Below are 12,797 nucleotides of genomic sequence, written 5' to 3' on the forward strand. Positions count from 1 at the left end.
CATGACGCACATCACCGGCAATACGCAGGTCTTCGGCATCTTGGCCGATCCGATCCATCACGTCAAAACGCCACAAGGCATCAACCGGCTGTTTGACGACAACGGTTTCGAGGGCGTCATGGTGCCGATCCACGTCGGCGCCGATGATCTGGCGAGCGTGGTGCAGGGGCTGCGCCGCATGAAGAACTTCGGCGGCTTCGTCGTTACCGTGCCACACAAGACGGCCATGCCGGCGCTGTGCGACGAACTCACGTCGGCGGCGGCGCGGATCGGCGCGGTCAATGTCGTGCGACGTAACGCGGACGGAAAGCTCGTCGGCGCGATCCTCGACGGCGAAGGCTTTGTCGCAGGATTGCGCAGCGTCGACATCGAGCCGTCCGGACGCAGCGCCTACCTGGCCGGCGCCGGCGGTGCAGCAAGCGCCATTGCCTATGCACTGGCGCAGTCCGGCGTGGCGCGTCTGACCATCGCCAACCGCACCACGGCCAAGGCTGTCGAACTGGTCACGCGGATGCGAGAGGATTTCCCCGGCCTGGCGCTGACGGTTGGCTCCGGCGATCCGTCGGATCACGAACTGGTTGTCAATGCTACGTCCCTCGGTCTGCGCGAAGGCGATGCGCTTCCGCTGGATATCGACCGACTGACGCCCGACCAAACGGTGGCTGAGATCATCATGCAGCCGGTTGAGACACCGCTGCTGCGCATCGCCGCCGCAAAGGGATGCCGGGTGCACTACGGCGCGCCGATGCTGGCGACCCAGATTGCGCTGATGGCCGCCTTCATGCGCGGCGCACAAACCGAGGAGAAGCCTGAATGAACGATGCGGAGTTGATCGACTCGCTGCGGGCCATTGTCGGCGAACGCGGCGTCATCACCGGCGCCGACGACCTCGAAACCTATAACGTGGACTGGCGTCACGTCTTTCGCGGCCAAGCCCGCTGTGCCGTGCTGCCGCGCTCGACGCAGGAAGTGGCGGAGGTGGTCCGGCTATGCGCCGGGCTGGGCATCGCCATCGTGCCGTTCGGCGGCAACACGGGACTCTCGGGCGGCGCGACGCCCGACGGAAGCGGCCGACAGGTCGTGATCTCCTTGGCGCGGATGAGCGTCATCCGGGACATCGACACGCTGGGCGAGACGATGGAGGTCGAGGCCGGATGCATCCTGCAGACCGCGCAGGAAGCCGCGACCGAGGCTGGCCTGATGCTGCCGATCAGCTTGGCGGCCGAGGGATCGGCACGCATCGGCGGCATCCTGTCGACCAATGCCGGCGGCACCAACGTGCTGCGCCATGGCATGTCGAGGACGCGCGTGCTGGGCCTCGAGGTCGTGACCGCGCAGGGCGAGATCGTCAGTGGCCTGCGCCGGCTGCGCAAGGACAACGCCGGCTACGACTGGAAGCAGTGGTTCATCGGCGCCGAGGGCACGCTCGGCATCGTCACCGCCGCCGTGCTGCAACTGGCACCGCTGTGGAGCCACCGCGTGACCGCGCTGCTGGCCGTGCCGACGCCCGACGCGGCGCTGAAGGTGCTACGCGCGGCGCGCCGGCAGATTGGCGAGACGCTGAACGCCTTCGAACTGATGTCGGGTGCGGCGCTCGAACTGGTGGCGAAGCATCAGGGCGTGCAGACGCCGCTGGCGGCGTCCGACTGGTTCGTCTTGGTCGAGGCGAGTTCGTGTCTGCCGGGCCTGCGCGATGCGGTCGAGACGCTGTTCGGCGCGGTGCTCGAAGACGGCGACGCAACGGACGGCGTCATCGCCGAATCGGAGCGCCAGGAAGGCGAGCTCTGGCTATTGCGCGAATCCATCACCGAAGCCGAGTCGCGCGAAGGGCGCTCGCTCAAGCACGACGTGTCCGTGCCCATCGCACGCATTTCCGCGTTCCTGCAGGAAGCCGATGCTGCGGTGGCGGACGCTTTTCCGGGCTCGCGCGTCAACGCGTTCGGCCATGCGGGCGACGGCAACATCCACTACAACGTGATCGTCTCGCCCGAGGTCGACGGTCACGCGCTGAACATGCGGGTCCACGATCTCGTGGTGCGACACGGCGGCAGCATCTCGGCCGAACACGGCATCGGTCAGTACCGGGTGAGCGAGCTCGAAAGATGCCGGGCCGCACCCGAGCTCGATCTGGCCCGCCGCATCAAGCGGGCCCTTGACCCGGCTGGAACGATGAACCCTGGAAAGGTCATGGCCTCATGAACTCGAACCCACCTATCGGCGAGCAATACGACTATGTCATCGTCGGCGGCGGTACCGCCGGCTGCATCCTCGCCAACCGGCTCACTGCCTCCGGCTCCCATCGCGTGCTCATGCTCGAAGCCGGCGGCGAGCCGGAGAGCATGTGGATCAACATCCCCGCCGGCTTCAGCAAGTTGCTGACCAACAAGCAGTACAACTGGCGCTTCCAGACCGAAGCCGAAGAGAACACCGACAACCGCGTGATCTCCGTGCCGCGCGGCAAGGGGCTGGGTGGATCGACGCTGATCAACGGCATGGTGTACGTGCGCGGGCAGGCCGGCGACTACGAAGCCTGGCGCGAGGCCGGCGCGCTTGGCTGGGGATGGAATGACGTGGAACCGTACTTCCGCAAGCTGGAGAACTACGACAAAGGCGGCCCGACGCGCGGCCACGACGGCCCCATGAAGCTGGCGCAGGTCGCCGAGCGCTTTCCTATTTCCGATGCCTTCATCGCAGCCGCAAAGGAAGACGGGCTGCCGTTCAACGACGACTACAACGCTGGGCGCCAGGAAGGCGTTGGTTACTACCAGGTCACCCAGAATCGCGGCCGGCGCTGGAGCGCCTATGACGGCTATCTGCGGCCGGCGTTGGCGCGCAAGAACCTGACGGTCGTCACGCACGCTCACGTGCTTCGCCTGACGCTCGAGGGCAAGCGATGCATCGGGGTGACCTATCGCCGGGACGGCAAGGAGATCACGGTGACGGCGCGTGGCGAAGTGATTCTTTCCGCAGGCGCGATCCAGTCGCCGCAACTGCTCGAACTCTCGGGCATCGGTCAGCCGGCGTTGCTGCAGGCGCATGGCATACCGGTGCGCCATGAACTCAAGGGCGTCGGCGAGAACTACATCGACCACTTCTGCACCCGCATGAACTGGCGTGTGAAGAACGCGGTCACGCTCAACGAGATGTCCCGCAACTGGCGCCTCGGCGTAGCGGTGTCGCAGTACTACGCGCGCAAGACCGGTATCCTCACGCTGGGCACCGGGCTGGTGAATGCGTTCGTGAAAACGCGGCCTGAAATGGAAACGGCCGACGTGCAGTTCTTCTTCGTCCACGCCAGCTATGCAAACGCAGCGGAGCGCATTCTCGACCGGCTGCCGGGCATGACCATCGGCGTCACGCAGCTGCGGCCGCACTCCGTCGGAACCATTCACATCAAGTCTCCCGACGCATCCGCCGGGCCGTCGATCCGACCGAACTTCCTGTCGAACCCGGTCGACGAGGAATGCATGGTGCGCGGCATGCAGGTCGCGCGACGCATCGTCGCGCAGCCAGCGCTGCGCAATCACGTGGTCGAGGAGATGAGCCCGGGTACAGAGGTAGCGACCGATGCCGAATGGTTGTCGTTCGCTCGCCGCAACGGGCAGACGATCTACCACCCGATCGGCACTTGCAGGATGGGAGAGGACGACGGCGCTGTGGTCGACCTGCGCCTTCGATTGCATGGGCTGGAAGGACTGCGCGTCGTGGATGCGTCCGTGATGCCGAAAATGGTTTCGGGCAACATACAGGCTGCGGTGATGATGGTCGCCGAGAAAGCTGCCGACCTGATCCTGGAGGATGCCGCCCGCCGCCCCTGAATGACTCCCATGAATGTTTCTCCACGATGAGTTCTGAACGACGCTCGACCCTCGAAGACGTGGCACGACTCGCAGGCGTATCGCTGGGCAGCGCTTCACGTGCGCTCTCCATTCCTGATCAGGTGAAGCCCGCCACCCTGGCTAAGGTTCGGCACGCGGTGTCGCAACTGGGCTATGTGCGCAATGGCGCGGCACAGGCGCTGGCATCCCGACGCACCCGGACGGTGGCGACGATCTATCCGACGCTGAGCAATCCGATCTTCTCCGTGTCCATTCACAAGCTTCAGCAAACGCTCTGGAAATTCGGCTACCAGCTGCTGGTGGCCAGTCACGAGTACGAGCCTGAACGCGAAATCGAATTGCTGAGGACCATCGTGGAACGTGGCGTCGATGGGCTCGTCCTGGTGGGCACCGATCACACGAGCGAGGTATTCGAACTCGCGCGACAGTACGCCCTGCCTTATGTGATGACCTGGTCAATCGATGGATCGCACCATCCTCATTGCATCGGCTTTTCCTATCACGACGCCGCTTTCGAACTCGCTTCGCTGGTGGTGGGAAAAGGGCACCGGCGCATCGCGCTGTGCAACGGCTTCGAAGGATCGAACGAACGCGCGCGTTCCCGCGCAGCGGGTACCCGCGCGGCGCTGAAGGCCGCTGGGCTTTCGCTCGACCCGTCGCTCGTCACCGAGCAACCGTTCAATTTCGAGGGTGGACGCGAGGCGGTCCGTCGATTCATGGCGCATGCGATCCCACCGACAGCGCTAATCTGCGGGACCGACCTCCAAGCCATCGGTGCGATCGACGAATGCCGTCGCCGCGGCATCCGGATTCCCGAGGATTTGTCGATCACCGGCTTCGACGACATCGAGCATGCGGCCATCGTGGTCCCGCCCCTCACGACCGTGAAGGTGCCGACGGAAGACATCGGCGTCCTGGCAGCCCGCTGCTTGGTGGCGCTCCTGGAAGGACATGTCGTGCCCCCAGCCGAGCCACTGGAGACGACGGTCGTCATGCGCGAGAGCCTCGGCGCCGCGCCGACGAGGACGTGAAGCAGCAGCTTTCGAAAGAATCGATCTTGCAGGAACGCGATGAATGAACTGACGCCCTCTTTGATCTCCCAGCACCGGATCGAGCCCGGATGGCGTTTTGGATTGACGGCCCGGGCGCGCTGGAGCGATCTAGACGGTTTCTCCCATGTGAGCCACAGGGCGCACTTCGTCTGGTTCGAGGAGGCACGCAACGCCTACCTTGCCGAACTTGGTTTCGCGTTGGTCTCGGCCTACGTCCCGGGCCCCGTGGTGAAGGAAGTGGTCTGCAGCTATGAGCGCGGTCTGGCCTTCGACGATGCTGTCGCGATCACCGCGCGGACCGAGTGGTTTGGCCGGACTAGCTTCGGGATGGACTATGCGATCTGGTGTCAGGGACTGGTCGCGCGTGGCAGTGCGGTCTGCGTTTGGTTTCATAACCGCTCTGCATCGAAGGTTGTGCTCCCACTTTCACTGTGCGAGGGAATGAAACGTGATGGAGCGACTTGTCGCGCGTCGATCGTGCCGGTTTCGCGCGTCTGATCAGGCCGCCGGCGCGACGGCCTCACAGACCATCGCGCTGTCGACGTACTGCTCCATGCTCGCGATCGTGCCGTTCAGCATGCGGTACAGGTGCGCGAAGGTCGCCCGCATGGCCTTGCCAGTCTTCGCATAGGTGCCCGAGTACACCCCGAACGCCGCGACACGGTCCCCGTCGGCCAGATGGGTGTGGACCTCGGCCTTGTAGCCCACCCATTCGGTGGCCAGCCGACGGAAGACCCGGTCGAAAATCTCGTCGGGTCCGGTGTAGGTCCCGGCGTAGGGGAAGCCCGCCGCCTCGGTCCAGGTCGTCGTGGGGATCAGGGCGGCGCGCAGGTGCCGGCCGTTCTCTTCCGGCGAGCCCTCGTAGGTGGCGCGAATGACGTCCAGGTGGGAGGTCATGCATCAGCCCCACTTCATCTCGCCCTTGGCGACCTTCGCTCCGATCTGCAGCGCGACGCCCATGCCGGCTGCCGGATAGCGCTGGGTCATGGCCACTATGAGGGCGGCGCTGTCGGATGCCTTGGCCAGTTCCTCCTCGAACGCCACGAGGTAGTCGCGGGTGTAGGTGAGCGCCGAGGCGTCGGTGGCGGCCGCGGGCGACATGTGGCCCGGGATCACCACGGCCGGCTTGCGGGCCGCCATGGCGTCGAGCGTCCTGATCCAGGCCTTGCGACCTTCGACGCCCGGGGTGTCGGCCGTCCACACGTGCACGCCGGAGAACACCAGCACGCCACCGAAGATGGCGTCGAGCGACTTGACCGCGAGGTAGCGGCGGTTGGCGAGGCCGTCCGCGTCGACGATCTCGATGGACTGGCCTTCCAGCGCGATCGAGGCGCCGTCGAAGGCCTCGGGCATCACGATGTCCGACAGCGTCTGCGGGCCGTTGTTCTTGAGCTGGGGACCCCAGGTCGCCAGCTTCTTCTCGACGCTCCCCTTGATGGCTGCGATGGTGGCCGATGCCGCGACGACGCGCGCCGCTGGAAACGCGGCCTTGATCGGCCCCAGGCTGAAGTAATAGTCGGGATCGCTCTGGCTGATGTAGATGGTGGTCAGCTGCTTGCCGCTGGCCTTGACGGCCTCGGCGAGGGCCTTGCCATCGGGCAATGTGAAGCCGCCGTCGACCAGCACGGCCTCGCGCGCGCCGGCGATCAGCACCGGGGCGCGGAAGAAGCCGTTCTCGCCGGCGGGGAAATGGCGGAGGGTCAGGGGGGTCGATGCGGCCATGGCGTGGTGTGCTCCAGTAAAAGCCGTCGCGAAGCCCGCGACGGCGAAGGTTTGAATCAAGTTTCTGCGTGTCGTCATGATGTTTTCCTTGGCGAGATTGGGAAGAAGCGAGTAGGTAGTTGGACGAGCAGGTGGTCGTGGGCCGGGTCCGAGCCGCTCAGGCACGTTCCAGTTCGCTGGCGAGCATGGAGGGATCGGCATAGAGGGCGCCGGCATCCACATGCCAGCGCTTCGCGCCGGCTTCCGCGATCAGGGTCGGCACGCCACGGGCGCCGAACTCCTGCATCAGCGTCCGGGCCTGGTGGGTGCGGGCGGTGTTGGCGTCGAGGAGTCCGGCATCGGCACGCGCGAGCCTTGACGCCGCCTCCGCCAGGCCCAGCGTCTCCAGCAACGTCACCAGCGTGGCCGACGAGGTGACATCCCTCGCGTCCACATACCGGGCGTGCTGGATCGCCTCGAGCGCTTCGAACTCATGCGCCGGCGCGGTCACGTGCACCGCCGTCAGCGCCAGCGTGGCGGGTCCGCTGTCAAACAGGCGCTCGCGGTGACCCAGCACCTTGGCGCGGTACACGGGCGTGAAGCGCTGTCCGGTCAGGTGTTCGATGCGCTGGTCGTTGGACCAGGCATGGGTCGCGAAATCGTCGGTCATGAGCCTCGCGCCGGCACCGGAGAACAAACCGGTCGGCAGCAGGTCGAGCGTGATGCCGGACATCCGAGACAGGCCGCGCAGCGTGGGCGCGGCGCCGTAGCACCAGCCGCACAGTGGATCGAAGAGGTAGTGCAGTTTCTTGTCCATGCGGTTGTTCCTTGCTCGTGAGCCTGGATGGTAGGAACGCTCGATTGATTCGTGAATCCATACGTGATAAACATGCCGTGTGCTTAAAACAAACAATCAGGGTGAGGATGGCCCGAACAGTCTCGGCAGCCTGCGACGCCTGGCCTACTTCGTCGCCGTGGTGGAGACCGGCTCGTTCACTGCTGCCGCCGAGCGCCTAGGCATCACCAAGGCGGTGGTGAGCCAGCAGGTGGCCCGCCTCGAGCGCGAGTTCCAGACCTCCCTGCTGGTGCGCACCACGCGCAAGGTGCAGGCCACCGAAGTGGGTCTGGCGTTCTATGAGCGCTGCGCCGTGATCCTGCGCGAAGCGGAGCACGCGTTCGACGGTTTGGCGGAACGGTCGGCCGCGCCCTCGGGCACGCTGCGGCTCACCGCGCCGTTCGACTACGGCGTCGGCGTGGTGGTGCCCGCCATCGCCGAGTTCACCCGGCGTCATCCCGCGTGCAAGGTCGACGCCGTGCTCAGCGACCAGACGTTGGACCTGATGTCCGGCCGTTTCGAGATGGCGATCCGCGTCGGATGGCTCGATGAGACGAGCGAGCAGGCGCGCAGGATTGGTACCTTCCGTCAGTTGCTCGTGGCGCCGGCAGCCATGGCACGACGGATCGCGGCGCTGGCCAGCCCGGCAGAGATCGCAGGACTGCCTTTCGTCGCCAACACCGCCCTGCGCGAACACCTGCGGTGGACCTTCTCCTCGGGCGAGACCGCGTCCCAGGTGGTGCACGTGCAGGCCGCCATCTTCCTGGACGCCACGCTGGCCGTGCGCGAGGCCGTGTGCCAGGGCGCCGGGCTGTCGGTGCTGCCGGACTATGCGGTCACGGCGGACCTCGCCGCGGGGCGGATCGTCGAGGTGCTGCCACGCTGGCACCTGCCTTCCGGCGGCATCCATGTCGTCTTTCCCGCCGCGCGTTACCGGCCCGCGAAAGTCCGCGCTTTCGTCGACCTGCTGGCGCATCGGGAAGCGTCGCGAGGACCCGCGCCCCGCTGAACGCGCGTGGCGTCGCGCAAGGCCCCGAGGTAAACGACGAACCGGCCGATGCCCGGCCGGAGCCCGCGCATTCGCGGCCGCTCAAGCCCGTGGCGCGACGCCGGGTGCGGCCTGCGGGAGGCGATCCTCTTCACCCGGCAAGGTCCTCACGGCGTGCGCCACCTCGGTGCCCAGCAGTTCGATCGAGCGCTGCATCGCCCCGGTCTCAAGCATGGCCGAACTCATCTGGAAGGTGATGCGCGAGAGGCCGCCGAGCGCCGCGTCCGCCGCGAGGATCTTCTCGCGCACCGTGCCCGGATCGCCGATCAGGAAGGCGCCCCCGGGACCGCACATGGCATCGAACTGGGTGCGTTTATCTTCAAGGCGTCGCCGGCTGTTTCGCCTCTTCGGAGGGGTGGTCCTAAAAGGAAACGCGCAATCTACGCTAGAGCGACTTAAAGTTTCAAACGACCAGTGTCCGCTGTTGGCCGATAGCAGTCATGATCTGTGATTTATCAACAAGAAATAGAGCTAACGATGCGCACAGCTTCCAGCGAGTTCCGACGGGTTTTGAAAGAAAACAGGGGAAATCGGGCCCTGGATGACTGCCGACCCTTGAGGCAATCTGCCTCTGCTCCTGCAAATTGCGCTCGACCCTGTTTCTCTGGACAATGACGCTATGGACCACAGGCCTCTGGTTACCGCTTCTGCCTCTGCGCCGGACATCGATGATGCCCAGGGCAATGCTGCGAAGCGCCCTGAGCCGGCGCGACGCATCCGTCGTCAAGGTCCGCCGTCCGAACGCCACCTGTCCTTGGCCCGCAACCTCCAGCGAGATGTTTGGAAAGTGGCCGATGCCGACGACCGGGCACGCCGCATCGAGGACACCTACGGTCTCCAGAAGAAGTGAGTCCGCCACGACCCGCTGCGGCGGCGGCGGCGCTGAGCGTGCATTTCGATCCTGATCTTGCGAAAAAGATTGGGTCGCTAGAAGTTCTTCAGGAAATCGCTTCGCTGATCCGGGAGTGGAAGGTCATCGATGATCGCGGCCAGATCGCAACGCAAGACCACTGGTTTTTTGGCAGGGACAAGCCCAACAATCCCGTGCGGGGTAACGCGGTCAGCTTTGCCTTCCACGTCCACTTGCGACCGTTCAACCCTGCGGCTTGCGCCGCGTGGGACCAGCAAGCCGATGATGAGCGTCTGACCCCATACGAACGCACGAGCGACCGACTGGCGGTCTATTCGCTCAAGCACGCCGAGCCCTCCGCAGGACTGCTGTTGCTGGACATCGTGGGCGATCCGGGCGGTCATGCGATCTTCAACCGGGAAGATCCCGTCTATGCGCGGCTGCTCAGAGCCTGGGACCGGATCGCCGACCGCCATCAGGGGGTCGGGTTGAGCGCGCTGCCCATCGACGTCCTCACCCTGTAGCGAAAATTTCGCGCCCGCGAAAATCCGAACCTTGCTTGCCCATTCACTTGCTTTTATTCAATCGTTCAACAACAATTGAATAATGAATGAAGAAGTCGTTGTGAAGTCGCTTGCTGCGCTGGCCCAGACCAGCCGCTTGCGCGTGTTCCGCGCCCTGGTGGTGGCCGGCCAAGAAGGACTGACGCCCGGCGCGCTTGGTGAAGCCCTGGACCTGCCCGCGACCAGCTTGTCGTTCCACTTGAAGGAACTGACCAATGCCGGGTTGACGTCGCAGGAGCGCCAAGGCCGGCACTTGGTCTACCGGGCGTCGTTCGACCAGATGAATGCACTGCTCGGTTACCTCACCGAGAACTGCTGCCAAGGCGAGGCCTGCGCGGTGAGCGGCACGACCCTGGCCTGTGACTGCTGACGCTGCTTTGCGTTGCCCGTCCATTCCTCCCACCACGACAACTCCATGCTGCTGGCACTCCTGATCTTCGTCTTCACGCTCGTTCTGGTCATTTGGCAGCCGCGCGGCTTGGGCATCGGCTGGAGCGCATCGCTGGGTGCCGTGCTGGCGCTGCTGACGGGGGTCGTGCAGGTCGCCGACATCCCGGTGGTGTGGCACATCGTCTGGAACGCCACGGCGGCCTTCATCGCCGTCATCGTCATCAGCCTGCTGCTGGACGAGGCGGGCTTCTTCGAGTGGGCCGCGCTGCACGTCGCACGCTGGGGAGGCGGTGCCGGTCGAGGCCTCTTCGCATGCATCGTGCTGCTGGGCGCGGCAGTTTCGGCCCTGTTCGCCAATGACGGCGCAGCGCTCATCCTCACGCCGATCGTGCTGGCGATGCTCGTGGCGCTCGGGTTCTCACCGGCCGCGACGCTTGCCTTCGTCATGGCGGCGGGCTTCATCGCCGACACCGCCAGCCTGCCGCTGATCGTCTCCAACCTCGTGAACATCGTCTCGGCCGATTTCTTCAAGATCGGCTTCGCCGGCTATGCCTCGGTCATGGTGCCGGTGAACATCGCCTCGGTGGTGGCCAGCCTGGCGGTCCTCTTGCTGTACTTCCGCCGCGACATCCCGGCGCGCTACGACATGGCGCAGTTGAGGGCTCCCCGGGATGCGATCCGTGATCCGGCCACGTTCAAGGCCGGTTGGGTGGTGCTCGCGTTGCTGCTGGTGGGCTTCTTCGGCGTGGAGCCGCTGGGCGTGCCGGTGAGCGCCGTCGCCGCGGTGGGTGCGGTGGTGTTGCTGGCGGTCGCGGCGCGCAGCCCGGCCATCGACACCCGCAAGGTGCTCGAGGGCGCGCCCTGGCAGATCGTCATTTTTTCGCTGGGCATGTACCTGGTGGTCTACGGCCTGCGCAACGCCGGCCTGACCGATCAGCTCGCGTCCCTGCTCGACGTCTTCGCCCGAAGCGGTGTCTGGGGAGCCGCCCTGGGCACGGGTTTCCTGACGGCCCTCCTCTCGTCGGTCATGAACAACATGCCCACCGTGTTGATCGGCGCGCTGTCCATCGATGCGTCCGGCGCCACCGGTGCCGTCAAGGAAGCCATGATCTACGCCAACGTGATCGGCTGCGACCTCGGCCCGAAGATCACGCCCATCGGCAGCCTCGCCACGCTGCTGTGGCTGCATGTGCTCTCGAAGAAGGGCATCACCATCGCCTGGGGTGCGTACGTCAAGGTGGGCATCGTGCTGACCGTGCCCGTCCTGGCCATCACCTTGGCCGCGCTGGCGATCCGACTGAGCGTGGGCTGAACGAGGTCCGACTTCACAACGCTGGAACCGACATGAGCGACATCACGATCTATCACAACCCCGACTGCGGGACCTCGCGCAACGTGCTCGCGCTGATCCGCAACACCGGCGAGGAACCTGCCGTCGTCGAATACCTGAAGACGCCACCCGACCGCGCAACGCTGAATCAACTCATCGCGGACATGGGCGTGCCCGTGCGGGAGGTGCTGCGTCAGAAGGGCACGCCCTATGACGAGCTCGGCCTGAGCGATCCAAGGTGGAGCGACGAGCAGCTGATCGACTTCATGCTGCAGCATCCCATCCTCATGAACCGGCCGATCGTGGTGACCCCCATCGGCACCCGACTGTGCCGGCCCTCCGAAGCGGTGCTCGACCTCTTGCCAACGCTGCAGCGAGGCCCGTTCGCCAAGGAAGACGGTGAGGCCGTGATCGATGAGAAAGGCCAGCGTGTTGCCAAGCCCTGACCTGCCAAACCTCGATGCGGACCAGTTCCACCTGCCCGATCCTCAACGCCTGTTTCCCCCGCGACGGGCAGACCACCCGCCGCGCATCCTGCTGCTCTACGGATCGTTGCGCGAGCGCAGCTACAGCCGGCTGCTGACGGAGGAAGCGGCCCGCTTGCTGCAGGCCCTGGGGTGCGAGACGCGCATCTACGATCCTCGAGACCTGCCGCTGCCTGACGCGGCGCCTGAGAACCACCCGAAGGTGCAGGAGCTGCGCGACCTCGCGCAGTGGGCCGAGGGCATGGTGTGGACATCCCCGGAGCGCCACGGCGCGATGACGGGAGTCCTCAAGGCGCAGATCGACTGGATTCCCCTGGCGATCGGCTCGGTGCGACCCACGCAAGGCAAGACGCTGGCGGTGATGGAGGTCTCAGGCGGCTCGCAGTCCTTCAACGCCGTCAACCAGATGCGCGTGCTCGGGCGCTGGATGCGCATGATCACGATCCCCAACCAGTCGTCCGTGGCCAAGGCATTCCTGGAGTTCGAGGAGGACGGGCGCATGAAGCCATCGCCGTACTACGAGCGGGTGGTGGACGTGATGGAGGAGTTGGTGAAATTCACGCTGCTCACGCGCGACTGCGCGGATTACCTGGTGGACCGCTACAGCGAGCGGCGGGAAAGCGCAGAAGCCCTGTCAAAGCGCGTCAACCTGCGCTCCCTCTGAGAGCGGTAGAGCAGGTCCGCGTGCGGTGGCTGGCGCAGGT

At 65.6% G+C, this 12,797-nt stretch carries 15 protein-coding genes and 1 pseudogene; 12 read left to right on the forward strand and 4 right to left on the reverse strand.

Translation table 11 applies throughout. The annotated features are described in order from the left end of the window. Nucleotide 1: 1 nt before the first annotated feature. From NF681_00345 to NF681_00365, 5 genes are read left to right on the forward strand one after another with little or no spacing between them, the layout of a single operon-like run. On the forward strand, nucleotides 2-817 hold the full coding sequence (locus tag NF681_00345; GenBank protein ID UST52467.1) for a shikimate dehydrogenase: 816 nt from the start codon (nucleotides 2-4) through the stop codon (nucleotides 815-817). Continuing rightward, nucleotides 814-2,199 carry an FAD-binding oxidoreductase gene (locus tag NF681_00350; GenBank protein ID UST52468.1) on the forward strand — a complete coding sequence of 462 codons (1,386 nt, stop codon included), beginning with the start codon at nucleotides 814-816 and terminating at the stop codon, nucleotides 2,197-2,199. Before NF681_00345 ends, NF681_00350 begins: the two co-directional genes overlap by 4 nt. After that, nucleotides 2,196-3,818: a GMC family oxidoreductase N-terminal domain-containing protein gene (locus NF681_00355; protein ID UST52469.1), complete on the forward strand. Its 1,623-nt coding sequence runs from the start codon at nucleotides 2,196-2,198 to the stop codon at nucleotides 3,816-3,818. The genes NF681_00350 and NF681_00355 overlap by 4 nt, the downstream gene beginning before the upstream one ends. A 59-nt stretch (nucleotides 3,819-3,877) precedes the next feature. After that, nucleotides 3,878-4,870, forward strand: a complete 993-nt coding sequence (locus NF681_00360; protein UST52470.1) for a substrate-binding domain-containing protein — start codon at nucleotides 3,878-3,880, stop codon at nucleotides 4,868-4,870. Nucleotides 4,871-4,909: 39 nt separating this feature from the next. Continuing rightward, a complete protein-coding gene (locus NF681_00365; protein ID UST52471.1) occupies nucleotides 4,910-5,389 on the forward strand; it encodes an acyl-CoA thioesterase in 480 nt (159 codons plus the stop codon). Here NF681_00365 and NF681_00370 read toward each other — a convergent pair whose 3' ends face one another. The 3 genes from NF681_00370 to NF681_00380 all read right to left on the reverse strand — a co-directional run bounded on the left by NF681_00370 (nucleotide 5,390) and on the right by NF681_00380 (nucleotide 7,409). Further along, complete coding sequence (locus tag NF681_00370; GenBank protein UST52472.1) at nucleotides 5,390-5,788, reverse strand: nuclear transport factor 2 family protein; 399 nt, start codon at nucleotides 5,786-5,788, stop codon at nucleotides 5,390-5,392. Nucleotides 5,789-5,791: 3 nt separating this feature from the next. Further along, nucleotides 5,792-6,691: an MBL fold metallo-hydrolase gene (locus NF681_00375; protein ID UST52473.1), complete on the reverse strand. Its 900-nt coding sequence runs from the start codon at nucleotides 6,689-6,691 to the stop codon at nucleotides 5,792-5,794. Nucleotides 6,692-6,770: 79 nt separating this feature from the next. After that, on the reverse strand, nucleotides 6,771-7,409 hold the full coding sequence (locus NF681_00380; protein ID UST52474.1) for a DsbA family protein: 639 nt from the start codon (nucleotides 7,407-7,409) through the stop codon (nucleotides 6,771-6,773). 157 nt (nucleotides 7,410-7,566) lie between these two features. Here NF681_00380 and NF681_00385 point away from each other — a divergent pair, with 157 nt between their 5' ends. Then, nucleotides 7,567-8,436, forward strand: a complete 870-nt coding sequence (locus NF681_00385; protein UST52475.1) for a LysR family transcriptional regulator — start codon at nucleotides 7,567-7,569, stop codon at nucleotides 8,434-8,436. Between the two features lie 81 nt (nucleotides 8,437-8,517). On the opposite strand, the pseudogene NF681_00390 reads toward NF681_00385, so the two are convergent. After that, nucleotides 8,518-8,787: pseudogene (locus NF681_00390) on the reverse strand (hypothetical protein). A 307-nt stretch (nucleotides 8,788-9,094) separates the two neighbouring features. Between NF681_00390 and NF681_00395 the strand changes: the two are divergent. The 6 genes from NF681_00395 (at nucleotide 9,095) to arsH (ending at nucleotide 12,757) form a co-directional block, all read left to right on the forward strand. Continuing rightward, entirely contained in the window at nucleotides 9,095-9,325 is a 231-nt protein-coding gene (locus NF681_00395) for a hypothetical protein (GenBank protein ID UST52476.1), read from the forward strand. Further along, a complete protein-coding gene (locus tag NF681_00400) occupies nucleotides 9,322-9,849 on the forward strand; it encodes a hypothetical protein (GenBank protein UST52477.1) in 528 nt (175 codons plus the stop codon). Before NF681_00395 ends, NF681_00400 begins: the two co-directional genes overlap by 4 nt. 82 nt (nucleotides 9,850-9,931) lie before the next feature. After that, nucleotides 9,932-10,258, forward strand: coding sequence for a helix-turn-helix domain-containing protein (locus NF681_00405; protein UST52478.1), 327 nt, complete (start codon nucleotides 9,932-9,934; stop codon nucleotides 10,256-10,258). Nucleotides 10,259-10,303: 45 nt separating this feature from the next. Next, nucleotides 10,304-11,590, forward strand: coding sequence for an arsenic transporter (locus NF681_00410; protein ID UST52479.1), 1,287 nt, complete (start codon nucleotides 10,304-10,306; stop codon nucleotides 11,588-11,590). 32 nt (nucleotides 11,591-11,622) lie between these two features. Continuing rightward, nucleotides 11,623-12,054 carry an arsenate reductase (glutaredoxin) gene (arsC, locus tag NF681_00415; GenBank protein UST52480.1) on the forward strand — a complete coding sequence of 144 codons (432 nt, stop codon included), beginning with the start codon at nucleotides 11,623-11,625 and terminating at the stop codon, nucleotides 12,052-12,054. Beyond that, a complete protein-coding gene (gene arsH, locus NF681_00420; protein ID UST52481.1) occupies nucleotides 12,023-12,757 on the forward strand; it encodes an arsenical resistance protein ArsH in 735 nt (244 codons plus the stop codon). The genes arsC and arsH overlap by 32 nt, the downstream gene beginning before the upstream one ends. The last annotated feature ends 40 nt before the right edge of the window (nucleotides 12,758-12,797 follow it).

The organism is Comamonadaceae bacterium OTU4NAUVB1 (assembly GCA_024372625.1).
Lineage (GTDB): Bacteria > Pseudomonadota > Gammaproteobacteria > Burkholderiales > Burkholderiaceae_C > Variovorax.